The sequence below is a fragment of the Mycobacterium sp. NGS64 genome, from assembly GCF_059812245.1.
Map to the genome: position 1 here is coordinate 129,972 of NZ_JCALCI010000006.1, position 26,154 is coordinate 156,125.

Genomic DNA, 26,154 nt, shown 5'->3' on the forward strand with positions numbered 1-26,154 from the left:
TGGTGTGCTCACTTTCCCTCTCGCACTCACTCTGTTTCTCGCACAACGAATTGCGACCAGTCGGGCTCGCGCACCGCGGCCCAGTACTCGTTGAGGCGCCACGGGCTGACGGTGTGGATCTCGCCGTCGGCGTTCTTGAAGTACGAGTGTTTGACCGCCGGGTGCGACCAGACCATCTTCTTGATCTGCGTTTGTGTCCGCTCGTGCCAAGCGGTGGCGGCTTCGGCCTTCGGCTCGACCGAATGCAGGTTCTGCTCGGCCAGCCGCCTGAGGCATTGGTCGACGTAGCGCATCTGCAGTTCGGATTGGAAGATCAGGCTGCCCCCGTGGGCGAGGTGGGTGCCGGGGCCGTAGATGATGAAGAAGTTCGGGAATCCCGGCACCGTGATGCCCAAGTAGGCGTACGGGCGGCTCCCCCACATCTCATGCAGGTCAATCCCGTTGCGTCCCCGTACCTTCAGCGGCCACAGCACATCGGTGTGCCGGAACCCGGTGGCATAGACGATCACGTCCGCGTCGTACGTCGCGCCGTCCTCGGTGACGATGCCGTGCGGTGTGATCTGCCGGATCGGTGTGCGCACCAACTCGACGTTGTCCCGTCGCAGCGTCCGCAGCCAGCTGCCGTTGTCCTGCAGGGTCCGCTTGCCTGTGGCGGGGTAATCGGGCAGCACCTTGTCCAGCAGCTCTTGGGAGTTCGAGCCTTCGCCGACCTGACTGGTGATCCACTGCGAGAACATCATTCGTGCGGCGGCGTTGATGTCGCTGACGGCGTAGTCCTGGTCGGCGTAGTTCGGATCGCCTTCCGCGGCGTCCAGGCCCTTGTCGGCGCCGGGCCACAGCACGAGAAACCGATACCAACGGCCGTAGAACGGCAGATGACGCATCGCCCAGCGCACGCCGTCTCCGACCTCGTCGTGGTACATGGTGTTGGGGAACATCCATTGCGCCGTCCGCTGGAACACCGTCAGGCTCTCGACCTGGTCGGCAATCGCGGGCGCGATTTGAAATCCGCTGGCGCCCGCCCCGATCAGCGCGACCCGCTTGCCCGTCAGGTCGATCGAGTGGTCCCATGCTGCGGAGTGAAATGAGGGTCCCTCGAAGCTGTCGGCCCCCTCGAACTCGGGGAGATGGGGCCGGTTCAGTTGCCCGACGGCGGTGATGACGGCCCGCGCGGTGAGTGTGCTCGTCTCGCCGTCGGCGCTGCGGACGGAGACGCTCCAGGTGCCGTCGTCGTCGTTCCATTCGGCTGCGAGTACCTCGGTGTTCCACCGGATGTGCTCGGACAGGTCGTGCTTGTTCATCACCTCGGTGAAATAGTCCTGCAGCTCGTGCTGCTCGGCAAAGAAGTGAGTCCAGTCGTTGTTGGGCTCGAAGCTGTAGCAGTAGAAATGGTTTGCGACGTCAACGCGGGCGCCGGGATAGCTGTTCTCCCACCACGTTCCGCCGGGACCGGCGTTCTTTTCGACGATGGTGAACGGGATGTTGGCCTGTTTCAGGCGGATTCCGGCGAGGATGCCCGACTCGCCGCAGCCGACCACCAGGACGGGGAGCTCGGCGGCGGATTGTGCCGGCAGGGCTGTTGGGCGACGGGGGTCGACGCCCTCCAGATCCATTTCCTCCAGGATCAGCGGCAGGTAATCGTCGGTGACGTGTTCGCAGGCGGCCCAGTCCATCATCTCCCGAATGAGTTCGAGGCTCAGCGGCTCGGGCTCGGGGCAACCCCGGTCTCGGTAGTCGGTGATCACCGGCAGCGCTGCCGCGCGGGCCCGGGCCTTGTCCTCCTCCGACATGAACCCCTGGACCTCGTTGAGGAAGATCCCCATGGGCTTGAAGTCTCGGATGAACCGCGGATCGCCGGTGATGTGGACGAGCGAAAGCAGCAGCGTCGGGATGCTGACATCCTCGAGCGCGGCCGCGATTTCGGCCGTCGAAGTGGTGAACGGACGGCCGGCGTAACGGCTGCGCATCAAGCCGATTCCTTCCGCTGGACGGGGCGCCGGGAATTACGCTACGCGCGGTTTCGTAATTGGCAGCACCACGCTACCGCGTGACGCCGGAGACGATCAAGAGCCGCTACGGGTCGTCGTCGGTGTTGCGGAGGAATCGTTCGGGGTGGTGGTAGGGGTTGGTGCGGGGTTGGCCGTGGTCGAGGTGGGGTGGGGGGATCCATTCGGTTTCGCCGTGGGCGTTGGTGCGGGTGGTCCAGCCTTGTTCGGCGAGGCGGTTGTCGGGTCCGCAGGCCAGGGTGAGGTCGTCGATGTCGGTGCGGTGGGTGGTTGTCCAGCCGCGGGTGTGGTGGACCTGGCTGTGATAGGCCGGGGCGGTGCAGCCGGGTTTGGTGCAGCCGCGGTGTTGGGCGAAGAGCATGAGGCGCTGGGCGGGGGTGGCCAGCCGCTTGCTGTGATACAAAGCCAGCGGCTTGGCCCGATCGAAGATCGCCAGATAGTGATGCGCGTGGGCGGCCCAGCGGATCACGTCGGACATCGGCACCAGGGTGCCGCCGCCGGTTAGGGCCTTGCCGGTGGCGGCCTCCAAATCCTGCAGCGTCGTGGTGACGACGATCGATACGGGTAGGCCGTTGTGGGTGCCCAGCTTTCCGGTGGTGAACAGGGCGTGCAGCGCGGCCGCAAACGCGTCGTGGTTGCGCTGGGCGGCCGAGCGGGTGTCGCGGCGCACCGCGTCCTGGTCGGGGTCCGCGTCGAGCACCGGGGTGGGGTCGTCGGGGTTGGCGGTGCCGGGGGCGGCCAGCTTGGCCAGCATCGCTTCGATCGCGGCGCGTAATTCGGGGGTGATCAGGCCGGTGATGCGGGACATGCCGTCGAAGTCCTGGTGGCCCAAAGTGATGCCGCGTTTGCGGGCCCGTTCGGCGTCGCTGAAGTCGCCGTCGGGGTGTAGCCAGTCCATGATCCGTTTGGCGTATTGGGCCAACTCGTCGGGGCGATAGTCGCGGGCCTTGCCGGCCAGATCGGCCTCGGCGGCTTCCCGGGTGCCCAGGTCGACCTCGGCGGGCAGGTGGGCGAAAAAGCTGCGGATCACCCGCACATGCGCATCGCCGATGCGCCCGTCGCGGACTGCGGTGGCGGTCGCCGCCAGCTGCGGGGGCAACGCTTCCCCCGTCAACGCCCGACGCTCCCCGAGGTCGGCGGCGTCGTCGATGCGCCGAGACGCCTCAGCCTTGGTGATGCGCAGCCGGTCGGCCAGCGCGCCGCGCAGCGTGTCGCCGAGTTCTTCGGCGCCGGCCTGGGCGGCGAGGTGATTGATCAGCGTGTGCTGCGGGGCGCGCAGCCGGCGCGCCGCGGCTTCCACCCGCTCGAGGACCCGGAGTCGTTCCGGGGGTGGTCAATACGTCAAAAGACAAATCGCACAAGCGTTTCAGGTCGTGATCGAGCGCGTCGAAAACCTCGACGATCTCCTCACGACTGCTCGCGCCCATACCTCAAATCGTATGAACGGCTACCGACAAAAACCGTCCCGATGTGACCCCTGAAACCAAAGTGGTGCAAGGGATTTCAACAGCTAGGGAGTGCCGTTCTTGCCGGGCGCCCCGAAGAAGCCGCCGAGGCCACCGGTGCCGCCGTGCCCGGTGGCGCTTCCGTTGCCGCCGTTGCCGCCGAAACCGAATATTGAGGGGGTGGTGGAGCCGCCCATTGTCACCACGGCGCTGCCGCCGTTGCCGCCGTTGGCAGGGCCGCCGCCCGTGCCGGCGTTGCCGCCGGTGCCGCCTTGGCCGAAGAACCCGAGGGCGGCGCCGCCGTCGCCGCCGTTGTTGAAGCCGTTGCCGTTGGGAGCCGCGCCTCCGTTCCCGCCGTTACCGCCTATGACGCCCCCCAGCGCGCCGGCCAGGCCGCCGGCCCCGCCGGCGCCACCGTTGCCAAGGGGCGCCGCGCCGCCGGCCCCGCCCGCACCGCCACCGGCGATGCCGAATATCGCCGCCGACTCACCGCCGGCCCCACCGGCCCCGCCGAACCCGGGGCCGGTGACGGCACCGCCAGCCCCACCGTTACCGCCGATGGTGGCGGCGAAGCCGATGAAGTCGGGGGCACCGGCGGCGCCGCCGGCACCGCCCGCGCCACCGGTAGCGGCACCGGTGCCGCCAAGGCCGCCGGCACCTCCCTGGGCCAAGTCGATTCCGAAGAAGCCGCTGGAGGCGGCGGCGCCGCCCGCGCCGCCGATGCCTCCGGTACCTCCGACGCCGGTAGCGCCGCCACCCGCGCCGCCGGCCCCGCCCATGCTCAAGTCGATCCCAAACGGGATGCGGGCGAAGCCCTGGCCGCCGGCGCCGCCTGCGCCGCCGGTACCCGTAAGACCGGTGGCGTCGCCGCCAGCGCCGCCGGCGCCGCCGAAGCCGGTGAGGAGGCCGGTTCCGGCGCCACCGGCGCCACCCTGACCCCCGAAGCCCCCGGCGGAGGTGGCGGTGCCGCCGGCCCCGCCGGCTCCGCCGATACCCGAGAGGAAGCCGGACTGACCGCCGGCGCCGCCGGCACCGCCGAAGCTGGCGGGGATGTTCCCGCTGCCCCCGCCGGTCCCGCCGGCGCCGCCAGACCCGATCAGGAACGCGTTGCCGCCGGCACCGCCGTCACCGCCGATGTTGCCCAACGTTGCGGTCCCGCCCATCCCGCCGGCGCCGCCGTTGCCCCACAGCCACCCGCCGGTGCCGCCGGCACCGCCATTGAAGCCGGGAGAACCGGTCCCGCCGGCCCCACCGCGCCCGATGAGGCCTGCGGGGCCGCCGGCGCCGCCAGCCTGCCCGGTCGCACTACCCGAGCCACCGTTGCCGCCGCGACCAAACAAGAGCCCGCCCGGACCGCCCGGCGCCCCGGTCCCCGGCGCGCCGTCAGTGCCGGGGCCGATCAGCGGGCGGCCCAGCAGCAGCTCGGTCGGGGTGTTGATCGCTTGCAGGATGGGCTGCAGCGGGTTCGCGCTGGCCGCCTCGGTTGCCGCGTAGGCGCCGCCGGCGCTCTGAAGGAGCTCGACGAATTGATTGTGAAACACCGCCGCCTGAGCGCTGAGCGCCTGGTATTGGACGGCGTGATTGGAGAATAAGGAGGCGATCGCGGTCGACACCTCATCACTTGCCGCGGTCAGCAGGCCGGTGGTGTTGGCCGCCGCAGCGGCATTGGCCGTGCCCAGCGATGAACCGATGCCCGCCAAATTCTCCGCCGCGGTCGACACCGCGTCCGGCACTGCAACTACAAACGACATCCGACAACCTCCAGGTCGCCCCCGACAAGCGGATCGTAGGCCCTTCGGGTGCCTAATTAGGCGTGGTTACAACAATTCAAAGCTGTTTCCCAGCCGCAGCCAAGCGCGCAACAATAAATCAACCCCGAATTTGCGGTGTTTAGGCGAACCGGAGGTAACGAGCGTCATGGCCCCGTTACTCGCTGGCTGCGGTGGATTTCTGCTCGCCGTTTTGTGGATGGACCTGATTTTCGACTTCCAGGTTCTTCAAAATCGAAGCGCGGGTGACGAATTGCCCGAGCCGGTGCTCGCTTCGATCGCGGGCTATTACCATCGCGCGACCACCACGTCGCGACCGATGAGCCGGTTGATCGCCTCGGTCATGCTGATCTTGTTGGCGGCGTTGGGCTTTCAGGCCGCCCGGGGACATGACCCCGGGTGGCTGCTGGCAATCTCCGCGGCGCTCGCGGGTGTCCCGATGGCGCTGGCGCTGACACGCACGGTCCCCGCCGCCGTTCGGCTCGGGTACCGTGCGGACGGTCCGGCCGAACAAACCCGGCTGGCGCGAGCGATCTGCCGCGACCACCTGGTCTGCTTCGGTGGGATGCTGGCATTTGTGATCCTGTGGACCACCTGATACGTCGTAGTGACCGCGCGCTGGTCGGGGGCGGCTGGCCACGTCAACCGCGTCCGTACTAAACTAGAACACGTTTCAGTTCCTTTCGCATCGGTCAAGCTTCCAGGAGTAGGCATGCACACCGCGATTTGCGACGAACTCGGCATCGAGTTCCCGATCTTCGCCTTCACCCACTGCCGCGACGTCGTGGTGGCTGTCAGCAAGGCCGGTGGTTTCGGCGTGCTCGGCGCCGTGGGCTTCACGCCCGAGCAGCTGGAGATCGAGCTCAACTGGATCGACGACAATATCGGCGACCACCCCTACGGCGTCGACATCGTGATCCCGAACAAGTACGAGGGCATGGACTCGCACCTCTCGGCCGAGGAGCTGGCCGACACGCTGCGCAAGATGGTGCCGCAGGAGCACCTGGACTTCGCGAAGAAGATCCTGGCCGATCACGGTGTGCCGGTCGATCACGCCGACGAGGACACCCTGCAACTGCTCGGCTGGACCGAGGCGACCGCCACCCCGCAAGTCGAAGTCGCGCTACAACACCCGAAGGTGGCGATGATCGCCAACGCGCTGGGCACCCCCCCGGCCGACATGATCAAACACATCCACGAATCCGGCCGCAAGGTGGCCGCGCTGTGCGGCTCACCGTCGCAAGCCCGCAAGCACGCCGACGCCGGGGTCGACATCATCATCGCCCAGGGCGGCGAGGCCGGCGGCCACTGCGGCGAGGTGGGCTCCATTGTGTTGTGGCCCCAGGTCGTTAAGGAGGTGGCGCCGGTGCCGGTGCTCGCGGCGGGCGGGATCGGCAGTGGTCAGCAGATCGCCGCTGCCTTGGCCCTCGGGGCCCAGGGCGCGTGGACCGGTTCGCAGTGGCTGATGGTCGAGGAAGCTTCGAACACCCCCGTTCAGCAGGCCGCATATGCCAAGGCGTCCAGCCGCGACACCGTGCGCAGCCGTTCGTTCACCGGCAAGCCGGCCCGGATGCTGCGCAACGACTGGACCGAGGCATGGGAGCAGCCGGACAACCCCAAGCCGCTCGGAATGCCGTTGCAATACATGGTTTCCGGCATGGCCGTGCGGGCCACAAACAAATACCCGAACGAGACGGTCGACGTCGCGTTCAACCCGGTCGGTCAGGTCGTCGGGCAGTTCAACAAGGTGGAAAAGACGTCGACCGTCATCGAGCGGTGGGTGCAGGAATACCTGGAGTCGACCAACAGACTGGACGAGCTGAACGCCGCCGCCGCCGTCTGACGGCGGCTGTTTGGCGGCTACTCGTCGACTTCGTCGACTTCGTCCCTAGCGGGCCCGGTGAACACCTCTTTCGTCCGGTCCACCGCGTAGGTGCCGATGTCGATCGAGTTCTGGACGATGCCGCTCGCGCCGCCCGCAATATCGCCCCGGATCATGTCGCTGGCGTGTTCGACGATGTCGGAAGCCTTTTCGACGGCGTTGGTGGCGATGTCGCGGGCGGCGTCGACTGCGTCTTTCGGATTGAAGCCCATCGGAATCTCCTTTTGTCGCAGAGCCTTTGGGAACGACTCTAGTGGCGATCGCGAGCGCGGCGTAGCCGGGCGCTGCGGGTCGCCACCATCGGCTCTCGTGGCGATCGCGAGCGCGGCGTAGCCGGGCGCTGCGGGTCGCCACCATCGGCTCTCGTGGCGATCGCGAGCGCGGCGTAGCCGGGCGCTGCGGGTCGCCACCATCGGCTCTAGTAGTTCACCAGGGTGCGCCAGTAATCCTCGGGGATCTCGGTGCCGGACCGCAGTATCCGCGCCAGCCCGACGGCCATCGCGATACCAAGGAGGCCCAGCCATAATCCGGCTAACGCGATGACTCCCCAGAGCACGGCGGTGACCGCGGGCCACGGCGATAGCACGGCGAGCACCGGCGCGAAGAAGAAGCCGGTCCCGACGTACCAGGCGGAGCCCGCGCGATCCGACGCGAGGACGAAGCGCAGCCAGCGCGGGACGGGAGCTTCGGGGGACCGAGTCTGGCTCATCGCATCAGCCGGTCATGACGATGGGGGGAAGAATCCCGCCCCGGTGAACCATCCCTCTTGCCAGCCTTGATCGCCGAGGCAGAGCATGGGCAGGCCGCGCTCCGACTGTGCGGCCGCCTGCGGGCCGGGGCACCTCGCGCCGGCCTGCTGCACCCCGTACAGCGGGTAGGAGATGACCCAATAGCCGATGGTGGCCGGCGGGAACTGGTTCGGCGGCGGGAAGTGGCACGCCTCGGCCTGCCCGCTGGGGCCCCGCCCGAAGATGAAGCGCTCGTAGTTGTCGCAGGGCGCGCCCAGCGAGGCGTCGTAATTCATGTTCGGCACGTCGCCGTCGTAACCTGCGGCGGCGCACGGCGCCATGCCGATCGTGATGCCCGCTATCGAAGCGGCGCTGAGCAGTTCCCGAATCATGTTCCACCCCACCTGTCGCCGATGACCAGGACCAAAGCATATCCGCCGGTCAAAGACGCCGGTAGGTGCAGATCAGCACCCCCGTCCCGGTCGTCGTAGCCGAGACGAGCTCGAGCGCTCGGGCCCGCCCATCGGCGGGGAACACCCGCTTGCCGCCGCCGAGCAGGATCGGCTCGAGCATCAGCCGGTATTCGTCGACCAGGTCATGCTCGATCAGTTGCGCGACCAGCGACGCGCTGCCCATCACCTGCAGCGACCGGCCGTCGCGTGCGCGCAGCTCGCGTATCGCGCCGATCACGTCGTCGGCGGGCAGCAGGGTCGAGCCCGGCCAGTCGAGATCGCCCTGGGTAAGGGTCCGGGACGCCACGTACTTCGGGATCTCGTTCATCCGGTCGGCGAACGGGTCACCCGCCCGGCTCGGCCAGGCGGCGGCCATCGTCTGCCAGGTGCGACGGCCGAACAGCAGCGCGTCGGTCTCCGCCAGCAGCTCGGAGACGGCCGGTCCCATGGTCTCGGGTTCGAAGTACGGCATCGACCAACCGCCGTGTGCGAATCCCCCGTCGCTGTCCTCGCCCTGGCCGCCCGGGGCTTGGACGACCCCATCCAGGCTCATGAAGTGGCTGGCAACGATGCGCATGTGCTCCCTCTCGGTCGGTCGGTCTCTCGTACCGATACAGACCGGTGGCGCGCGGGAAACTCATCGGCGGTGAACACGTTGCAATTCGGCCTGGCGATCTTGCCGCAATCCTTCCCAACGGTGGTGTAGCAGTGGTTTATTTGGCACAAAGAAGACGACTAGACGACTTCGTATGAAGGAGCGGACCTTGTCAGCATCGAAGACGACCACCGAGCCGAATCTGCCGCCCGGATTCGATTTCACCGACCCGGACATCCATGCCGAGCGGCTGCCGGTGGAAGAGCTGGCCGAGCTGCGCCGAACCGCGCCGATCTGGTGGAACGAACAGCCGATCGGGGCCGGCGGCTTCGACGACGGCGGGTTCTGGGTGGTGTCCAAGCACAAGGACGTCAAGGAAATCTCGCTGCGCAGCGACGTCTTCTCCAGCCTGCAGAAGACCGCCCTGCCGCGCTACAAGGACGGCACGGTCGGCGAGCAGGTCGAACGGGGCAAATTCGTCCTGCTCAACATGGATGCGCCGCAGCACACCCGGCTGCGCAAGATCATCTCGCGGGCCTTCACGCCGCGCGCCATTGAGCGCCTGCGCGACGACCTGGCCGATCGCGCCCGGCGCATCGTCGAGGAAGCGGCCGCCGAGGGTCGCGGCGACTTCGTCGAGCAGGTGTCGTGCGAGCTGCCGTTGCAGGCGATCGCCGGGTTGATGGGTGTGCCACAGGACGAACGCAAAAAACTCTTCCACTGGTCCAACGAGATGGTGGGTGACCAGGACCCCGAGTTCGCGAACAATGACGCCATCACCGCTTCGGTCGAACTCATCACGTACGGCATGCAGATGGCTGCCGACCGGGCGAAGAACCCGGGCGACGACCTCGTCACCAAGCTGGTGCAGGCCGACATCGACGGCCACAAGCTCTCCGACGACGAGTTCGGCTTCTTCGTGATCCTGCTGGCGGTGGCCGGCAACGAGACCACCCGCAACTCGATCACCCAGGGCATGATGGCCTTCACCGATTTCCCCGACCAGTGGGAGCTGTTCAAAAGGGAACGCCCCGGCACTGCGGCCGACGAGATCGTGCGGTGGGCCACCCCCGTCACGTCGTTTCAGCGCACCGCGCTGGAGGACTACGAGCTGTCCGGCGTGCAGATCAAGAAGGGTCAGCGGGTGGTCATGGTGTACCGCTCGGCCAATTTCGACGAGGACGTGTTCGACGACCCCTTCACCTTCAACATCCTGCGCGACCCCAACCCGCACGTCGGATTCGGTGGCACCGGTGCGCATTACTGCATCGGGGCCAACCTGGCGCGCATGACGATCGACCTGATGTTCAACGCGATCGCCGACGGCATCCCGAACCTGGAATCGATCGGCAAGCCCGAGCGGCTGCGGTCGGGATGGCTCAACGGGATCAAGCACTGGCAGGTCGACTACCACACCGACGGCGCGAAATCACCTGCCGCGCACTAGCCTCAACGCATGGCTACCCATCGAGCTGTTCACGTCAAGTCCGCCGGCGCACCGCTAGAACTGGTCGATGTCGAAACCCAGCCGCCGGGCCCCGGTGAGGCGCGGCTGACGGTCACCGCGTGCGGGATCTGCGGCACCGACGCACACTTCGTCGCGGGCGGCTTCCCGGGCATGACGTGGCCGCTGACGCCTGGGCACGAAATCGCTGGAACGATCGCCGAGCTCGGCTCGGGTGTCGAGGGTTTCGAGGTGGGCGATCGCGTCGCGGTCGGGTGGTTCGGCGGGTGCTGCTACCACTGCGACGAGTGCCGGAAAGGCCACTTCATTCATTGCGAGAACGGGAAGGTCCCGAGCTACCAATATCCGGGCGGGTACGCGGAGTCCGTGACCGTCCCGGGCAGTGCGCTCGCCCGGATACCCGCGGGGCTGTCCGACGCGGAAGCCGCGCCGATGGGCTGCGCCGGCGTCACCACCTACAACGCGTTGCGTCATACCAAGGCGCTGCCCGGCGACCGCGTCGCCGTCCTCGGTGTCGGCGGGCTCGGTCACCTCGGGGTGCAGTTCGCCCGTGCGATGGGTTTCGAGACCATCGCGATCGCCCGCGGCGCGGGCAAGGAGGAGGATGCCCGCAAGTTGGGTGCCCACCACTACATCGACTCCACCGCTGCGGATCCCGCCGAAGCGCTCAAGGCCCTGGGCGGGGCGGCGGTCGTGCTGGCGACCGCGGGCAACTCGCCGGCGATGGCGGCAACCGTCGGCGGGATATCGCCGCAAGGCGAGCTGGTCACCATCGGCGTCACGCCCGAACCGTTGCCGATCAGTCCCATCCAGCTCATCACACCGGGGGTCAGCATCGTCGGGCATCCCTCCGGCACCGCGAAAGACGTTGAAGACACTATGCATTTCGCCGTTGTGTCGGGCGTTAGGGCATGGATCGAGGAGCTACCGCTGGCGCAGGCCGCCGAGGGCTACGCGGCTTTGGAGCAGGGGCGCGCTCACTACCGCACCGTTTTGACGATGTGACCACGGGCGCGCTGTGACCGGCCTGTGGACCCTGACCGCATCCGACGGGGAGCTGCTGGTCCGCACCGGCGTCGCGGGTAGGGCGGCGCGAATGGGTCATCGGCTCACCATCGCGATGACGCGCTGGGAGGCCACCGTGGCCTGGGCCTCGGGCGAACCGGTCACCGCCGAGCTGACCGTGGACGTCGATTCGTTCGAGGTGCTGCGAGGCGAGGGCGGGGTCAAGGGGCTGTCCGGGCCGGAGAAAGCGGTGGTCAAATCCAATGCGCTGAAATCGTTGGGCGCCAACCGCTATCCCGAGATCCGATTTAACGCGGACACCATCGAGAAGAGCGGCGACGGGTACCGCCTCAGCGGAAAGCTGCACATCCGCGGGCAGTCCCGAAAACACGTGATCGATTTGCGCACAGTGGATCTCGGCGACGCCTGGCGGATGACCGTCGAATCGCGGGTTCGCCAAACCGATTACGGCGTCAAGCCCTACTCGCTGCTGATGGGCTCGGTCCGGGTCGACGACGAGGTGACGGTGTCGTTCACCGCCGTTCACGCCAAAGACGGCTGAGTTCAGGCGCCGCGCTACGGCGTCGGGGTGTGCGGCGCCGCATCACCGGCGTCGCCGGGGATGTGCTCGAGCACCCGGGTCAAGTACGGCTGACGATCGTTCGAGTCCGGCTGCTGCTCGCCGGGAGCGCCTTGCTGTTCCCCTCCGGACCCCGACTCGGTGACCGGTTCGCCGGCGGGCGTCTTCGACTGCGGGGCAGGCGAAACCGCCTCGGGGGGCGGAGCGGGGGCAGGCGCGACGGCCTCGGCGATCTGCGGCGGCGGCGCATGCACGACCCGCTTGCCCGGCGCGGACTCGCTGGCCGGGGCAAGCTGGATGCCCAGGGCGAGCGACAGGGACGAGACGAAGGTGATCGCTCCCGCGGCCAGCGCGGTCACGGCGCCGGCGTAGGACAGCCTGCGAGGCCGTTCTTGGGGCGCGACGGGGGGCTCACCGGCGTGCGCCACCAGTTGATCGTCGGTGAACTCGGTGCTTTGGGCCGCGGCCAGCGCCGCGCCGCGCGCCACCGTCACCTGCGCCATCGTCTGCGCGAAAACCGGTACGGGCAGAGTCTTTTCGAGCTGCCAGGAGAATCCGTCGACGTCGCTGCCCCCGCCGACGACAACCACCCCGCCGGGCCGCCAGCCGGTCGGTCGTTCGAACATCCCGCTCAGCCAGGAAGTCAGGCCGTCGAAGCCGCCGCGCACGTGCTTGACGGCCGTCTGGGTCTGGCCCTCGTAGGTGGCGACCATGACGACCGTGGCCCGGTCCTGATCGAGGATGCAGACGGCGGTCTGCTCGTACCCGATAACCGGGGCGATCGCGAGCGCCAGCGTCTCGACCGCCTCCAGCAGCCGGACGGGCACCACGTTGTCGAAGCCGGCGTCGGTCAAGGCCTCCAACAGCAGCGCCGCCTGCGCGGACGCGTCGTCGTTCCAGGTGAGCCCGATGACACGCACCCGCTGTTCGCAGGCCGACGCGCGCGCATCCACCCGCAACACCTCGTCCGCCGCTTGCTCCGCGGTGCTCAGGGCTCGGGCGCCACGGCCGGCGCGCAGGCTCAGCTCGTGATGGTCCAGGATCGTGCCGTCCGCGCCGTGTCCCTCGGCCAGGACCCACCCGAGGGTGGTCGGCGTCAGCGATAGCCCCAGTACCGTATCCAAGTCTGCACCTCAATCGGTCCCGGACCTCCGAAGCCCTCGGCCGCACTCACGCACCAAAAAGTGCTAGTGCGGCGGTTCGTGAGGGCCGGAACGGACCGGGATTGCGTGGTCTCCATCGGCTTGCTCCGTGAGAGCCTACGCGGTCCGCGCAAGATCGGCTCGCCCCGGTTCCGAATCCCCGTCAAACCCGCACGCGAACGCGGCCAAGCCGGCGATCCCTTCCCAGCAGGCCGCGAAAACGGCAGGTGACGGGCACACAGCGTTTCAACCGGTCCGCCCATTTACGTCCCCAAAAAATTATCGCGGCCCGGCCGTCGAGCATTCGCCGTCCGCAATCGAACGCGTGGGCGACCAACTCCGACACTCCGGACCGGCTCGGGAGTATGTCACACGCACCCGCCGGAAAACGACGTCGCTATTTCTGATCGCGGGCGCCCGATCTCTTAAGTCGGATACCACCCGCTGCCCTGGCTCTCCGCTCTCGTCAGGGCCGGCTGCCTCGGGGTTTGCGGCACAACGGCCGCGAACCGGCGGTCGCGCGGTTCCCGCAGTTGTGCCTGTGCGATCGCCATATCCGCTTTGCGAAATTCGGACGAAAACCGATATGAAACTGAGACACCATCGCGTCCCGATCGACATTTGGTCTAATAACCCGGTAAATTCCTGCCTGAGATCGCGATCACAGACACGGACAGGGGCAGGTATGACAGACGTGAGCGAGAAGATCCGGGCCTGGGGGCGCCGGCTTTTGGTCGGTGCGGCGGCGGCTGCCACCCTCCCGGGCCTGATCGGTCTTGTGGGGGGGTCGGCGACCGCGGGGGCGTTCTCCCGCCCGGGTCTGCCCGTCGAATACCTGCAGGTGCCGTCGGCTTCAATGGGCCGCAACATCAAGGTGCAATTCCAGAGCGGCGGAGACGGCTCGCCCGCGGTGTACCTGCTCGACGGCCTTCGTGCCCAGGACGACTACAACGGCTGGGACATCAACACGCCGGCGTTTGAGTGGTACTACAAGTCCGGCCTGTCGATCGTCATGCCGGTCGGTGGGCAGTCCAGCTTCTACACCGACTGGTACCGCCCCGCGTGCGGGAAGGCCGGCTGCTCGACTTACAAGTGGGAGACGTTCCTGACCAGCGAGCTGCCCGGCTACCTGTCGTCGCAGCGGAGCGTCAAGGCGACCGGTAGCGCCGCGGTCGGCATCTCGATGGCCGGTGCATCGGCGATGAACCTGGCGAACTACCACCCGGGCCAGTTCGTCTACGCCGGTTCGCTGTCCGGCTACCTCAGCCCGTCCACCGGGCAGGGCTGGATAGGCCTGGCGATGGGCGATGCCGGCGGCTACAAGAAGGAAGACATGTGGGGGCCGGACAACGACCCCGCGTGGCAACGCAACGACCCGTTGGTCAACGTCAACCTGCTCGTCGAGCACAACACCCGGCTCTGGGTGTACTGCGGTAACGGGACCCCGAACGAACTGGGTGGCGCCAACTTGCCGGCCACGTTCCTCGAGAGCAACTTCATGATCGGCGTCAACAAGAAGTTCCAAGACGCCTACAACGCCGCGGGCGGCCACAACGCCGTCTTCAACTTCCCGCCCTACGGAACGCACAGCTGGGAGTACTGGGGAGCGCAGCTCAACGCGATGAAGCCCGACCTGCAGAGCAGCCTGGGTGCGACCCCCGGCGGCGGTGGATAACCACCTGACCTGCCAGAGATTCCGCTACTGCGCCTGACGGAAACGCCAGGCGCAGTAGCGCGTCAGGGGGCCTTGAATCGGTCGGTGACGTCGGTCCATGCGGTCACGTCGGTGCGGTGGTTGTTCATGTTTCGGCACTGGCCGTAGACGCGCAGCACCCCCACGTCGGGGGCCTCGGTCTGCCGATACACGATCGCCGTGACGGCGTCCTTGGTGAGGGACCGGGCGAACACGTGGTCGTTGGGTGGTAGGCCCTCGGTCCAGCCGTGGCCGACGAGCGTCGCCGCGAGGCCCGGGAAGTAGGCCTCGGCTTGGGTATCGGCGGGCAACGCGAAGGTCAGGTAGATCGCGCCCTGGTACGGGGGGTCGTCGCGATTTTTGCACGACATCAACGTGTAGCCCGCCGACGTCGTGCGCAGTCCGGTCAGGGTGACGATTTGCCTGGCCGACTCGACCGCCTGGGACCGCGACTGATCGTCGCTGACCGGGTTGGCGGGATGGTCGAGAACGTCGGAGGGGGTGGTGTGCAGCCTGTCCACCAGCAGGATGGCCCCGCTCATGAGCAGCGAGGCCGTCAGCGCGGCCGCGGTCAGCGCGCGAACCTGGGTCGTGCGCAACCAATCTCCGCGAGACACCTGCGACATCAGTGCCCAGGCTAACTCGGGAGAGAATCAGCATCATGGTCATCACCGGCGCTCGGGGGCGGCGCACCCGCCCGGTGGCGCGCCGCGCGCTGCCCGGCATGGTGGCCATCCTGGTGTGCGCGGCGCCGGTCGCCCGGGGCGACGCCGCCGGCCCGTTGATCGGGTTGGTCGACGCCGCCGCGCAGCGGCTCCAGGTCGCCGAGCCGGTGGCCGCCTTCAAGTGGAAGACGGGCGGCGCCATCGAGGACCCGGGCCGGGTCCAGCAGGAGCTCGCCGAACTGGGCGCCGAGGCGAGCGCCGCGCGCGTCGACCCGAATTACGTCACCCGCGTCTTCGGCGATCAGATCAACGCAACCGAGGCAATCGAATACGCGCGGTTCGCGGACTGGAAGCTGAACCCGGCGGACGCGCCGGGCGCGGCGCCAGACCTGTCGGAGTCGCGGTCGACGATCGACGGCCTCAACCACACGATGATGACTCAGATCGTGGCGGGCTGGGACCTGTTGCACTCCCCCGGCTGCGCCACCGACCTGGACGCCGCGCGAAGCGAAGTCGCCCGCGCCCGCCAACTCGACGGCCTTTACCAGCAAGCCCTTTCGCTTGCGACCAAGTCGTATTGCCAGGGCTAATTTATTTAATTCTCACCATTCTCTAAAGCTCTGATTTCGCTGCTCAGGGCCCCAATTGCGCTGCTAGACGGCTTATCTCGCGACCTTTTCGAATCGGTAACGCTTCGGACACGCCCCGCGAAATGCCTGGCATGAGAAAACTCTGCAAGCCTCTCGTCACGTCCGCCATCATCGGCGGGTTCGTTGCAGCATCGCTGAGTTCCTCCGGCGTCGCAGGCGCCGCTCCCGGCGCCCCCAACTGGGACGCGGTCGCCCAGTGCGAATCCGGCGGCAACTGGCACGCCAACACCGGCAACGGGGAATACGGTGGGCTGCAATTCAAGCCGGGCACCTGGGCCCAGTACGGCGGTGTCGGCAATCCGGCGGCCGCGTCCAGGGAAGAGCAGATCGCCGTCGCCAACCGGGTTTTCGCGCAAGACGGACTCGACCCATGGCCGAAGTGCGGCTCGGCGTCCGGCCTGCCGATCGCGATGTACACGCACCCGGCGCAGGGCATCAAACAGATCATCAACGGGCTTATCCAGGCGGCCGTCCCGCACTGACGAACATTGCGCCCTATGAGCCGGGGCGAAGCTGTGTTTGGATCAGCGCATGGAAGGTTCGGCGACTGTTCACATGGCGGCGCCCGCGGATAAGATCTGGGATCTCATTGCGGACGTTCGCAACACGGGACGGTTCTCCCCGGAGGTGTTCGAGGCGGAGTGGCTGGGCGACGCGACCGGCCCCGCGCTCGGCGCCCAGTTTCGCGGCCACGTCCGGCGAAACGAGATGGGACCGGTCTACTGGACGACGTGCAAGGTCACCGCATGCGAGCCCGGCCGCGAATTCGGGTTCGCGGTGATGCTCGGCGACCGGGCCGTGAACAATTGGCACTACCGGTTGGCGCCCAGCGGCGGCGGCACCGACGTGACCGAGTCGTTTCGGCTCAACCCCGCGCCGTGGCTCGGCATCTATTGGTTGTTGGGCGGATTCCTGCGCAGGCGACGCAACATCCGCGATATGACCAAGACCCTCAACCGGATCAAAGACGCGGTCGAGGCGGGCTGACTCGACGTGAAATCGGTCTTCATCACCGGCGCGGGCAGCGGCATGGGCCGCGAGGGAGCGAAGCTCTTCCACGCCAACGGCTGGCGCGTCGGCGCGGTGGACCGCAACGAGGACGGCCTGACGACGCTGCGGGGAAAGCTGGGTGACGACCGGCTGTGGACGCGTGCCGTCGACGTCACGGATAGGGCCGCGCTGGAGGCCGCGCTGGCCGACTTCTGCGCCGGCAACCCCGACGGCGGGCTCGACATGATGTGGAACAACGCCGGCATCGGCGAATCGGGCTGGTTCGAGGACGTGCCGTACGAGGCCGCGATGCGCGTCGTCGAGGTGAACTACAAGGCGGTGCTGACCGGCGCCTACGTCGCGCTGCCCTACCTGAAGAAGAGCCCCGGCAGCCTGATGTTCTCGACGTCGTCGTCGGCGGGCACCTACGGGATGCCGCGCATAGCGGTCTACTCGTCGACCAAGCACGCGGTCAAAGGATTGACCGAGGCGCTCAGCGTGGAATGGCAACGGCACGGGGTGCGCGTGGCGGACGTGTTGCCGGGTCTGATCGACACCGCCATCCTCACCACGACCACCAATCACTCGGACGACGGCGGGCGGGCGATGTCCGGCGAGGACGTCCGCGCCAGCGCGCCGAAGAAGGGCATGATGCGGCTGATGCCGGCGAGCAGTGTCGCGGAGGCGGCCTGGCAGGCTTACCACAACCCGAAGCGGCTGCACTGGTACGTGCCGAAGAGCATTCGCATGATCGACCTGCTCAAGGGTCTGAGTCCGGAGTTGGTGCGGGGCCGCATCGTCAAGGCCCTGCCGGCGCTGATGCCGAAGCAGCAGTGAGGGGGATGGCAGGGTGCGAAACCGTTGGATCGCAGCCGTTTTGGTGCTGATCGCGGGGGCCGGCGTGGCGGGTTGCGGGCAGGCGCAGACGGTGCCCCGCAAAGCCGCCCGGGTGACCGTCGGGGGCGCCACCCAGACGACGCGTCCCGCCGCGTGCAGCCAGACCCAGTCCTATCGGACCCTCGACATCGGCGATCACGATGCGCACGTCGAGGCGGTGGTGATGCTCAGCGGCTACCGGGCCATCCCGCAGTGGGTGAAGATCCGCAACTTCGGCGGGTTCACCGGTAGCTTCTGGCAGGGCGGGGTCGGAGACGCGCACGTCGACCTCACCAACAACGCGTACACCATCACGGGCAGCGCATACGGAATCAGCAGCAGCGACCCCAACAAGACGGTGACCACCGACTTCAAGATCGTCGCCGAGTGCTGAGCGGGCACGCGAATTCCGCCTAGGCTGGGTCCAGACCACCCGAGCTGATGGAGGCCCCGTGAAGGAAAGGTTGCACTGGCTGGTGATGCACGGGTTCATCCGGGGCGTCGCGGCGATCGGCATGCGGCGGGGCGACCTTCAGGCCAGGTTGATCGCCGACCCGACGATCGCCAACGACCCGGTTCCGTTCTACGAGCAACTGCGCGCCCGGGGGCCGCTGGTGAAGGGCCGGGTGAACTACCTGACCACCGACAATGCCCTGGCCCACGAGCTGCTCCGGTCGGACGACTTTCGCGTGGTGAACATGGGGTCGAACCTGCCGGCGCCGCTGCGTTGGCTGGAGCGCCGCACCAACGACGACAATCTCCTGCATCCCCTGCGCGCGCCGTCGCTGCTGGCCGTCGAGCCGCCGGACCACACGCGCTACCGCAAGACGGTGTCGGCCGTGTTCACGCCCCGGGCGGTCGCCGCGTTGCGCGACAACGTCGAGCACACCGCGACCGACCTGTTGGATCGGCTGACCGGCGAGCCCGGCGTGGTCGACATCGTCGGGCGATACTGCTCGCAGCTCCCCGTCGCGATCATCAGCGACATCTTGGGGGTCCCCGAGCGAGACCGCCGCCGCGTCCTGGAATTCGGGGAGCTCGCGGCGCCGAGCCTGGACCTCGGCCTGCCCTGGTGGCAATACCGCACCGTGCAGAAAGGCATCGTCGGGTTCAACGCCTGGCTCGCCGACCACCTGCGCGAGTTGCGGCGCGCCCCGAGCGACAACCTGATGAGCCAGCTGATCCAAACGGCCGAAAGCGGTTCCGCCGAAACGCATCTCGACCCCGACGAACTCCAGGCCATCGCCGGCCTGGTGTTGGCCGCGGGCTTCGAGACCACGGTGAACCTGCTGGGCAACGGGATCCGGATGTTGCTGGACACACCCGAGCATCTGGACACGTTGCGTCGCCGCCCCGAGTTGTGGGCAGGCGCCGTCGAGGAGATCCTGCGCCTCGACTCGCCGGTGCAGCTCACCGCGCGGGTGGCGCTGCGCGACGTCGACGTGGCCGGCATGCGGATCAAACGCGACGAGCTGGTGGTGATATACCTGGCCGCCGCCAACCGGGATCCGCGCACGTTCCCCGACCCCGACCGCTTCGACATCGAAAGACCAAACGCCGGAAGGCATCTCGCGTTCTCCGGGGGACGCCACTTCTGCCTGGGGGCGGCCCTGGCGCGTGCCGAGGGGGAAGTCGGGCTGCGGACGTTCTTCGACCGTTTTCCGGAAGTGCGGGCGGCCGGCACCGGAAGCCGGCGGGACACACGAGTGCTGCGCGGCTGGTCGACGCTGCCGGTGGTCCTGGGGCCGGCACGGTCGATGGCGCAGGTGGACGCCTGACGGGCTAGCGGCGGCGGCGGCGCCGCCGGCCCGGCCAGCTTCGGCTACCGGAACAGGCCGCGATGAGCGTGGTGGGGGCCGCCGTCACGGCGACGAGCGCCAGCCTTCGGATGGCTTCGCGCCGGGTCAGCAGGCCGTCGACCGGATCGGCCCCGATCTCCTCGGAGGTATCGCGCTGCGATGTCACGACGCAAGTATGCGGCAAAGCCGCAGCCAACAGCGGGATTTGTGCGCGGTTGGTCCACCGGCTAGGGGTCCTCGCCCGCGGGGCCGCTTCGCCAGCGGAGCGCCCCCGCGGCGACGATGATCACCGCGGGCAACGTGCCGACCGCGAAAATGCCGAACTGCCAAGCCCATCCGATCGCCTTGTTGCGGAATTCTTCATCGTGGGCGACCTCGGCGCCGGTGGGTGTCCTGGCCACGCAGCCGTGGGTCTTGGCCCACCAGTCGTTGCGCACCAATTCGTAGCCGTGGGTGTTCACCCAGTCATGGCAATCCTCGCTGGTCCCCCAGAACCCGCGGGCGAGCGCCCCGCCGCGCCGGCCAGCATTCCGACCAGCGCGATCCCGATCAGCACCTTGGCCCGCGTGCTCATCGAGCCGCGGCTCATTGTCCGGCCAGGTAGCGGCCGAACCAATCGAGCAGCCGCTGCCACGCGTCGGCCGCGGCCGCGGCGTTGTAGCGCGGACCGGTGTCGCTGAGGAAGGCGTGGTCCGCGCCGGGCTCGACGACGATCTCGTTGACCAACCCGGCGCGGTCAAGCGCGGCTTTCGCGGCGGCCTGGGTGCCGGTGACCCGCGCGTCCAGAGCTCCGTAGATCGCCAGCACGGCGGCCCTCGATCCGGCGAAATCCGGGCTGGGTGGCAACGGCCCGTAGAACGGGACCGCGGCTGACACCCCCGGCGCGCCCGAGGCCAGCAGTTGCCACACCAATCCCCCGCCGAAGCAGAAGCCCACCACGCCGACCTTCTGGCCCGGGGCGCGCAATTCCAGTTCCGCCACACCGGAGTTCAGGTCGTGGGTGAACCGTTCCGGAGGGATGCCGCCCAACGCGGCGGTGGCCTGCGCGGGGTCCTGGAATGTGGCCGTGCCGCCCTCCTCCGACAACAGGTCGATGGCAAGCGCCGAATGGCCGGCCCCGGCGAGCCGCCCGGCCACCGAGCGCACCCAGTCGGTCAGGCCCTTGTTCTCGTGAATGACCAGGACGCACCCCTTGGAATCGGCGGCCTGGGCCCACGCCCCTTGCAGCTGCCCCTGCGGCCCGGCCCAGGTGATCGGCGTGGTCGGCCTCGTGCTGGCCGCGCCGGGCGGTTGCGCTGAGCCGGTTGAACTTTCGGGCGTAGACATGGGCGCTCCCCCGGGGTTTTTCGCCGAGCAGGCCGAGATGAGCTCGGCGGCGGCCGCGGCCCCGAGACCGAGCAGGGCCAGCCGCCGCAGGGTTTCGCGGCGAGTCAGCAGGCCGTCGACGTGGTCGGTTGCAATCTCCTCGGCGAGGTAGCGCCGCAGCATGGTCACCCTGGCGAGTATGCCGAAAGTCGATGGTTGACACGTGTCCGGTAACCCGGTTTATTTGCCGCTATGACGGAAGTTTCAGCGGTTTCTCCGCTCGCGGTCCAGGACGTCGTGGTCGGGATGTGGCAGGCACTGTCGCGGCGGGATTGGGATGCGGTCAAGACGTTCCTGGCCGACGACTGTCTCTACGTCGACATGCCGGTGCCCGCGTTGGCGGCACGCGGCCCGGACGACATCGTGAAACGGCTCAAGATCGGGCTCGAGCCGCTGGCGGGCTACGAGAACCACGACGGCGTGCTGGTGTCCAACGGCTCCGACGTCATCTACGAGCATTCGGAGACTTGGACTTTCGCGTCGGGCGAGCGGGGCGTGCTCAGGTTCGTCACCGTCCACAAGGTCGAGGACGGCAAGATCACCGTGTGGAAGGACTACTGGGACATGCAAAGCCTGGTCGGCTTCGCACCGCCCAACCACTTCGAGAACTTGGCGAGCGCCGACACCAGCTGGGTTTTCGACGCGTCGGCCTTGGTCTGACGACGGCGCCGCCGCGCGCTACTTGAAGAAGTTGCTCAGGCCAAACACGCCCGAGATGAAGTTGCCGGCGTTCAACAAGCCCGACACCTGACCAGATATGCCGGGGTTCAAGGCGCTCGCGACGCCGTCGCTGAAGAAGCCCGAGACGAGGCCGTTCACGGTGCTGCCGGAGGCGGTGTTTCCAAAGCCCGACATGAAGCCGTCGGCTGTGGTGCCGCCGCTGGCCGTGTTTCCAAAGCCCGAAACGTCGAAGCCGGTGTTGCCGAAGCCTGAGGTGGTCAAGCCGCTGTCACCGGTCAGCCCGAGGCCCGTGTTGACGTTGCCCGAATTCCAGATGCCCGTGTTGACGTTGCCGGAGTTCCCCCATCCGGTGTTCGTGTTGCCGGAATTCCAGAAGCCTGTGTTGCCGCCCGTATCCAGGGTGCCGCCCGCGTTCCCGAAGCCGGTGTCCAATTGCCCCGAGTTGAAGAACCCGGTGTTCAGCGTGCCCGAATTGCCGAAGCCGAAATTGGCCGTGCCCGAGTTCCCGAACCCGATGTTCCCCACACCGGAGTTTCCGAGGCCGAAGTTGCCGTGACTGCCCGGCGCGTTAATGCCCGCGTTAAGGATGCCGACATTGCCGGTACCGGAGTTGAAGAAACCGATGTTGCCGGTACCCGAGTTCCCGATTCCGATGTTGCCGCTGCCCGAGTTCAGTCCGCCGAGGTGGAACTGGCCGGTCACGTAGTTGTAGTAGGTGTTGCCGACACCGATCTCGTTGTCGCCGGTGAGCCCGAGGCCGATGTTGGCGTTGCCGGTGTTGCCGGCGCCCGTGTTGCCGAAGCCGTTGTTCCCGGCGCCGACGTTCGAGTCGCCGTTGTTGCCGATGCCCCAGTTGGCATTGCCGGTGTTCCCAAACCCTATGTTGCTCAACGGGCTACCCGGTGGGGTTGTGAAGTCGGAGTTAGTGTTCCCGAAGCCGACGTTGAGGCTGCCGGTGTTCCCGCTGCCGAAGTTGAGGTTGCCGGTGTTTCCGCTGCCGACGTTGCCAACGCTGGGGTGCAGGGCGTTGCCGTTCCCGCCGCCGATGTTCCTGTCGCCGGTGTTTCCGGTGCCGAGGTTGGAGTTGCCGGTGTTTCCGTTGCCCACGTTGTTGGTGCCGCGGTTACCCAGACCCAGGTCGAAGGTTGGGGCGGCAGCCACCAGGCCTTGCTTGACGGCCTGCAACGGCGAGGCGTTCGCCGCTTCGGCCATGGCGAAGCTGATCCCGGCCCCGTTGAGGGCCTGAGCAAACTGGGCGTGGAACGCCGTCGCCTGGGCGCTCAGAGCCTGAAAGCCCTGGCCGTGGGCGGAGAACAGCGCCGCTATGGCCGCCGAGACTTCATCCTCTGCGGCGGCCAGCACCCCGCTGGTGGGGGCGGCGGCCGCCGCGTTGGCGGCGGTGAGGGCCGAACCGATGTGGGACAGATCCGTTGCCGCCGACGCGAGGAATTCTGGGGCCGCCACCAGATAGGACATCGGTGTACTCCTCGATATCGCCAGCCCCCCGGCGGACGCACACTGTATCGCCATCGCACCCGGGCAGTGGGCGTTTCCACCAAACATTCACCCCGGCGTCAGGAGCTGGACGGGCACGTGCAGGTCGAACTTGGCCGGCGGCCGGGCGTCGAAAACCGTTAGCACGAACGGTGATTCGTCATGTGCGGCCCCCAGTCCCGGCGGTACCGCTGGGCACCGTCAGAGGTGCTCCATCAGGCGGGACATCAGCTCGTCCTCGAAAAAACGGGGCTCATGCAGCGGGTAGGTCCGCGGCTCGGGTAGCGCGATGTGGATGTGCCCGATCGCCGCGATTACCGCCGCGCCCGGCCAGTGGTGATGGGTCTCGGCGTCCGGCGCCGGAGAGGATTGCGGGTGAAATTTGGGCAGTAAGTGCAGCATGGCGGATGCCTTCGGATCGTGGCTGGCTCCTACCAGTAGTCAAGCCTATTGAACACATGTTAGACAAGCATCATGGCGCCGGCAACGCCGATCGCCGAGGGAGAACGAACCCGACCTCGATCGGAAGGGGAGCGCAGATCCGATGATCACCCGGCGGTGGAAAGAGTCCGATGAGGCCAAGAGCAGCTACGTCAAGGAGCTGTTTTCCGCCCTGGCTTCGCGCTACAACGTGATGACCGATCTGTGGACCCTCGGGCTTCATCGCCTGTGGAAGCGACAAGCTCTGGAGCTATGCGCCCTGCGGCCGGGCGAACGGGTGCTGGACGTCGCCACCGGGACCGGTGACCTGGCGTTCCTGGAGGAGGCCGCCGTCGGGCCGGACGGCAAGGTCGTCGGGGTCGACTCCTGCGCGGCGATGCTTGCGGTCGCGCGGGGCCGACACCTCGGCGTCGTCGACTTCCAAGAGGGCGACGCCATGGACCTGCGGTTCCCGGACGCGTCGTTCGACGTGGTCACGATCAGCTTCGGGCTGCGCAACGTGGCGGACCGCGGCCGGGCGCTGCGCGAATTCCGCCGCGTCCTGCGGCCGGGCGGCCGGTTGATGGTCCTCGATTTCAGCAGGCCGAACTCGAAGGTGCTGACGCTCCTGCACGACGCGCTCTACTTCGTGCTGATGCCGGCGCTGGGCTGGGCCGTGGCCTGGCACCGCGACGCCCATCACTACACCTCCGATTCGATCCGCACCTGGCTGTCCCGGGACGGGCTGGCCAAGGCAATGCTGGAATCGGGCTTCGTCGACGCCCGCTACGTCTCACTCAGCAGCGGGTTCGCAACCGTCCACTTCGGCGTGCGCGAAGCCCGCCTGACAGAGCTAACAGCAACGGCGGCAACGGATTCCGCCTAGCGCTGCAGGGCCTCCTTAGTAGAGTGTTGCCGAGCGTTGAGCTCCTCGCGCTCGCTCAACGGCGACGGCGCGTCCGGCGTCGACACGTCGAAGCCCCGCCACTGCGCCCCGCGGCTCCTCGCTAACTAGCCCCGGGCGTAAGCATGGCGCTGTTCGCCCCGGAAGGATAGAAACTGAGACGACGATGCGGAGGGCGGCTTGTCACGGGCGGACTACGAACGGATGCGGGCGGCGCATCTGAATGCGGTGCGCGCCGCCCTGGAAGACCACATCGCGCGGCTGGACTGGTCCCGTCAGCGCATCGAGCGCTACCAGGAATCGCGGCTGCGATCCCTGCTCGCGTTCGCCCGCGAACGCTCCCCGTTTCACGCGCGGCGGCTGCGCGGGATCGACCCGTCGCGCGCCTCGGTCGCCGATCTGGCTTCGCTTCCGGTGATGACCAAGCGGGACGCCCAGGAACAGTGGGACACCATCGTCACGGCACCCGGCCTCGACCGCGACGGCGCCGAACGCATTCTCGCTGAGCAGCAATGGTTTTCGTACACCCCGGGCAACGAGCAGGTCTTCAGCTCGGGCGGCTCCAGCGGCGTGCGCGGCGTGTACGTGTGGGATTGGCAGTTCTTCGTCTCGGCAGCCTGTCTGGCGTGGCGCACCCAGGCGCGCGAAGAGCAACGCGGCGAGACGATTTCGCGCGGCACGCGGCTGGCGGTGCTGGAGGCCGGCGTTCCGCCGCATGCCAGCACTCCGCTGTTCGACGTGCCGACCGTCCCGGGCATGAAGACCGTCGTGATCGCCGCCGGCGGCCCGTTCGAGGAGGTGCTTGCCGCGGTGGCGGCCGCGCGCCCCACCCATTTGGTGGGCTACCCGTCCGTGATCGGCCGGCTCGCCCGCGCCGCGATCACCGGCGAGCTTCGCATCGAGCCGGTGCGCGTCAGCACCAACTCCGAGCCGTTGCTCGGCGAGGACCGGCAGGTCATGCGCGAGGCGTGGGGCGCGCCGATCCACAACCTCTGGGGCTCAACGGAAATCGGGGTGCAAGCGGTGGGCTGCGCCCGCGGCGAGGGGCTGCACGTCTGCGAGGACGAGGTCGTCCTGGAACGGGTCGACGACGACGGCAGGCCGGTGGGGCGGCCCGACCAGCCGGCCGCACGCACGCTCGCCACCGGGCTCGCCAACCGAACGTTCCCCTTCATCCGCTACGACCTCGGCGACCAGGTCACGCCACTGCCGGGTGAGTGCGCCTGCGGCAGCGCGTTCGCTCGCGTTGCCGACATCGGCGGACGCCGCGACGACGACTTCCGTTACGGCGCAACGACGATCCCGGCGATCGCGTTCCGGCATGTGCTGGGCACCGATCCGCGGATATCCGAATACCAGGTCACCCAGACCGCGGCCGGGGCCGACATCGTGGTCGTCGGGGACCCGGACCGAGAGGCGCTGAGTTCCGCCCTGGTTGCCACGCTGCGACGGTACGGGTTGGCCGATCCGACCATCCGGATCCGGGCCGCCGACACCCTACAGCGCCATCACGGCAGCGGGAAGCTGCGACGGTTCATACCGCTTTAG

28 protein-coding genes and 1 pseudogene are annotated in these 26,154 nt (G+C 68.0%); 15 read left to right on the plus strand and 14 right to left on the minus strand.

Features of this window, described 5'->3' with window-relative positions:
- Nucleotides 1–26 precede the first annotated feature (26 nt).
- From AC5Y4S_RS24210 to AC5Y4S_RS24220, 3 genes and pseudogenes are all read right to left on the minus strand, one after another.
- Nucleotides 27–1,967, minus strand: coding sequence for a flavin-containing monooxygenase (locus AC5Y4S_RS24210; RefSeq protein ID WP_500035136.1), 1,941 nt, complete (start codon nt 1,965–1,967; stop codon nt 27–29).
- 106 nt (nt 1,968–2,073) lie between these two features.
- Nucleotides 2,074–3,433 (minus strand): annotated as a pseudogene (locus AC5Y4S_RS24215) (HNH endonuclease signature motif containing protein).
- 83 nt (nt 3,434–3,516) lie between these two features.
- Nucleotides 3,517–5,202 (minus strand): PE family protein, encoded by a 1,686-nt coding sequence (locus AC5Y4S_RS24220; RefSeq protein ID WP_500035137.1) that lies wholly within the window; start codon nt 5,200–5,202, stop codon nt 3,517–3,519.
- A 166-nt stretch (nt 5,203–5,368) separates the two neighbouring features.
- Between AC5Y4S_RS24220 and AC5Y4S_RS24225 the strand changes: the two genes are divergently transcribed.
- Both AC5Y4S_RS24225 and AC5Y4S_RS24230 read left to right on the plus strand, forming a co-directional pair.
- Nucleotides 5,369–5,818, plus strand: coding sequence for a hypothetical protein (locus AC5Y4S_RS24225; protein WP_500035138.1), 450 nt, complete (start codon nt 5,369–5,371; stop codon nt 5,816–5,818).
- Between the two features lie 114 nt (nt 5,819–5,932).
- Nucleotides 5,933–7,063: a nitronate monooxygenase gene (locus AC5Y4S_RS24230; RefSeq protein ID WP_500035139.1), complete on the plus strand. Its 1,131-nt coding sequence runs from the start codon at nt 5,933–5,935 to the stop codon at nt 7,061–7,063.
- 17 nt (nt 7,064–7,080) lie between these two features.
- On the opposite strand, the gene AC5Y4S_RS24235 is transcribed toward AC5Y4S_RS24230, so the two are convergent.
- The 4 genes from AC5Y4S_RS24235 to AC5Y4S_RS24250 form a co-directional block, all read right to left on the minus strand.
- The gene (locus tag AC5Y4S_RS24235; RefSeq protein WP_500035140.1) at nt 7,081–7,314 is read right to left on the minus strand and encodes an Rv1893 family protein; all 234 of its coding nucleotides are present in this window, start codon (nt 7,312–7,314) and stop codon (nt 7,081–7,083) included.
- 206 nt (nt 7,315–7,520) lie between these two features.
- Entirely contained in the window at nt 7,521–7,811 is a 291-nt protein-coding gene (locus tag AC5Y4S_RS24240; RefSeq protein WP_500035141.1) for a hypothetical protein, read from the minus strand.
- A gap of 12 nt (nt 7,812–7,823) precedes the next feature.
- A complete protein-coding gene (locus AC5Y4S_RS24245) occupies nt 7,824–8,222 on the minus strand; it encodes a hypothetical protein (protein ID WP_500035142.1) in 399 nt (132 codons plus the stop codon).
- Nucleotides 8,223–8,271: 49 nt separating this feature from the next.
- Nucleotides 8,272–8,859, minus strand: a complete 588-nt coding sequence (locus AC5Y4S_RS24250; RefSeq protein WP_500035143.1) for a dihydrofolate reductase family protein — start codon at nt 8,857–8,859, stop codon at nt 8,272–8,274.
- A gap of 187 nt (nt 8,860–9,046) precedes the next feature.
- Between AC5Y4S_RS24250 and AC5Y4S_RS24255 the strand changes: the two genes are divergently transcribed.
- From AC5Y4S_RS24255 to AC5Y4S_RS24265, 3 genes are read left to right on the plus strand one after another with little or no spacing between them, the layout of a single operon-like run.
- Nucleotides 9,047–10,324, plus strand: coding sequence for a cytochrome P450 (locus AC5Y4S_RS24255; protein ID WP_231985435.1), 1,278 nt, complete (start codon nt 9,047–9,049; stop codon nt 10,322–10,324).
- Between the two features lie 9 nt (nt 10,325–10,333).
- Nucleotides 10,334–11,347, plus strand: coding sequence for an alcohol dehydrogenase catalytic domain-containing protein (locus tag AC5Y4S_RS24260; protein ID WP_500035144.1), 1,014 nt, complete (start codon nt 10,334–10,336; stop codon nt 11,345–11,347).
- A 22-nt stretch (nt 11,348–11,369) separates the two neighbouring features.
- Entirely contained in the window at nt 11,370–11,909 is a 540-nt protein-coding gene (locus AC5Y4S_RS24265) for a YceI family protein (protein WP_500035187.1), read from the plus strand.
- 14 nt (nt 11,910–11,923) lie between these two features.
- Here the strand turns inward: AC5Y4S_RS24265 and AC5Y4S_RS24270 are convergent, their stop codons facing one another.
- Nucleotides 11,924–13,051, minus strand: coding sequence for a DUF7159 family protein (locus tag AC5Y4S_RS24270; protein ID WP_500035145.1), 1,128 nt, complete (start codon nt 13,049–13,051; stop codon nt 11,924–11,926).
- 703 nt (nt 13,052–13,754) lie between these two features.
- On the opposite strand from AC5Y4S_RS24270, the gene ag85B reads away from it, so the two are divergent.
- Nucleotides 13,755–14,744 carry a diacylglycerol acyltransferase/mycolyltransferase Ag85B gene (gene ag85B / locus AC5Y4S_RS24275; RefSeq protein ID WP_068138239.1) on the plus strand — a complete coding sequence of 330 codons (990 nt, stop codon included), beginning with the start codon at nt 13,755–13,757 and terminating at the stop codon, nt 14,742–14,744.
- A gap of 62 nt (nt 14,745–14,806) precedes the next feature.
- Here ag85B and AC5Y4S_RS24280 read toward each other — a convergent pair whose 3' ends face one another.
- Entirely contained in the window at nt 14,807–15,388 is a 582-nt protein-coding gene (locus tag AC5Y4S_RS24280) for a lipoprotein LppJ family protein (RefSeq protein WP_500035146.1), read from the minus strand.
- A gap of 98 nt (nt 15,389–15,486) precedes the next feature.
- On the opposite strand from AC5Y4S_RS24280, the gene AC5Y4S_RS24285 reads away from it, so the two are divergent.
- From AC5Y4S_RS24285 to AC5Y4S_RS24310, 6 genes are all read left to right on the plus strand, one after another.
- Nucleotides 15,487–16,017 carry a chorismate mutase gene (locus tag AC5Y4S_RS24285; protein WP_500035188.1) on the plus strand — a complete coding sequence of 177 codons (531 nt, stop codon included), beginning with the start codon at nt 15,487–15,489 and terminating at the stop codon, nt 16,015–16,017.
- A 122-nt stretch (nt 16,018–16,139) separates the two neighbouring features.
- Nucleotides 16,140–16,559: a resuscitation-promoting factor RpfC gene (gene rpfC, locus AC5Y4S_RS24290; protein ID WP_500035147.1), complete on the plus strand. Its 420-nt coding sequence runs from the start codon at nt 16,140–16,142 to the stop codon at nt 16,557–16,559.
- 31 nt (nt 16,560–16,590) lie between these two features.
- Nucleotides 16,591–17,064 carry an SRPBCC family protein gene (locus AC5Y4S_RS24295; protein WP_500035189.1) on the plus strand — a complete coding sequence of 158 codons (474 nt, stop codon included), beginning with the start codon at nt 16,591–16,593 and terminating at the stop codon, nt 17,062–17,064.
- 6 nt (nt 17,065–17,070) lie between these two features.
- Nucleotides 17,071–17,904: an SDR family oxidoreductase gene (locus AC5Y4S_RS24300; RefSeq protein WP_500035148.1), complete on the plus strand. Its 834-nt coding sequence runs from the start codon at nt 17,071–17,073 to the stop codon at nt 17,902–17,904.
- A 13-nt stretch (nt 17,905–17,917) separates the two neighbouring features.
- Entirely contained in the window at nt 17,918–18,337 is a 420-nt protein-coding gene (locus AC5Y4S_RS24305; protein ID WP_500035149.1) for a lipoprotein LpqH, read from the plus strand.
- A gap of 58 nt (nt 18,338–18,395) precedes the next feature.
- Entirely contained in the window at nt 18,396–19,721 is a 1,326-nt protein-coding gene (locus AC5Y4S_RS24310) for a cytochrome P450 (RefSeq protein WP_500035150.1), read from the plus strand.
- 4 nt (nt 19,722–19,725) lie between these two features.
- Here the strand turns inward: AC5Y4S_RS24310 and AC5Y4S_RS24315 are convergent, their stop codons facing one another.
- The 3 genes from AC5Y4S_RS24315 to AC5Y4S_RS24325 all read right to left on the minus strand — a co-directional run bounded on the left by AC5Y4S_RS24315 (nt 19,726) and on the right by AC5Y4S_RS24325 (nt 21,236).
- On the minus strand, nt 19,726–19,908 hold the full coding sequence (locus AC5Y4S_RS24315) for a hypothetical protein (RefSeq protein ID WP_068138219.1): 183 nt from the start codon (nt 19,906–19,908) through the stop codon (nt 19,726–19,728).
- Between the two features lie 61 nt (nt 19,909–19,969).
- The gene (locus tag AC5Y4S_RS24320) at nt 19,970–20,203 is read right to left on the minus strand and encodes a hypothetical protein (RefSeq protein ID WP_500035151.1); all 234 of its coding nucleotides are present in this window, start codon (nt 20,201–20,203) and stop codon (nt 19,970–19,972) included.
- Nucleotides 20,204–20,327: 124 nt separating this feature from the next.
- Entirely contained in the window at nt 20,328–21,236 is a 909-nt protein-coding gene (locus AC5Y4S_RS24325; RefSeq protein WP_500035152.1) for a dienelactone hydrolase family protein, read from the minus strand.
- Between the two features lie 63 nt (nt 21,237–21,299).
- Here AC5Y4S_RS24325 and AC5Y4S_RS24330 point away from each other — a divergent pair, with 63 nt between their 5' ends.
- The gene (locus tag AC5Y4S_RS24330; protein ID WP_500035153.1) at nt 21,300–21,767 is read left to right on the plus strand and encodes a nuclear transport factor 2 family protein; all 468 of its coding nucleotides are present in this window, start codon (nt 21,300–21,302) and stop codon (nt 21,765–21,767) included.
- Between the two features lie 18 nt (nt 21,768–21,785).
- Here AC5Y4S_RS24330 and AC5Y4S_RS24335 read toward each other — a convergent pair whose 3' ends face one another.
- Both AC5Y4S_RS24335 and AC5Y4S_RS24340 read right to left on the minus strand, forming a co-directional pair.
- Complete coding sequence (locus AC5Y4S_RS24335) at nt 21,786–23,264, minus strand: PE domain-containing protein (protein WP_500035154.1); 1,479 nt, start codon at nt 23,262–23,264, stop codon at nt 21,786–21,788.
- Nucleotides 23,265–23,483: 219 nt separating this feature from the next.
- On the minus strand, nt 23,484–23,684 hold the full coding sequence (locus tag AC5Y4S_RS24340; protein ID WP_500035155.1) for a hypothetical protein: 201 nt from the start codon (nt 23,682–23,684) through the stop codon (nt 23,484–23,486).
- A gap of 142 nt (nt 23,685–23,826) precedes the next feature.
- Here AC5Y4S_RS24340 and AC5Y4S_RS24345 point away from each other — a divergent pair, with 142 nt between their 5' ends.
- Complete coding sequence (locus tag AC5Y4S_RS24345; RefSeq protein ID WP_500035156.1) at nt 23,827–24,588, plus strand: ubiquinone/menaquinone biosynthesis methyltransferase; 762 nt, start codon at nt 23,827–23,829, stop codon at nt 24,586–24,588.
- A 222-nt stretch (nt 24,589–24,810) separates the two neighbouring features.
- Complete coding sequence (locus AC5Y4S_RS24350; RefSeq protein WP_500035190.1) at nt 24,811–26,154, plus strand: phenylacetate--CoA ligase family protein; 1,344 nt, start codon at nt 24,811–24,813, stop codon at nt 26,152–26,154.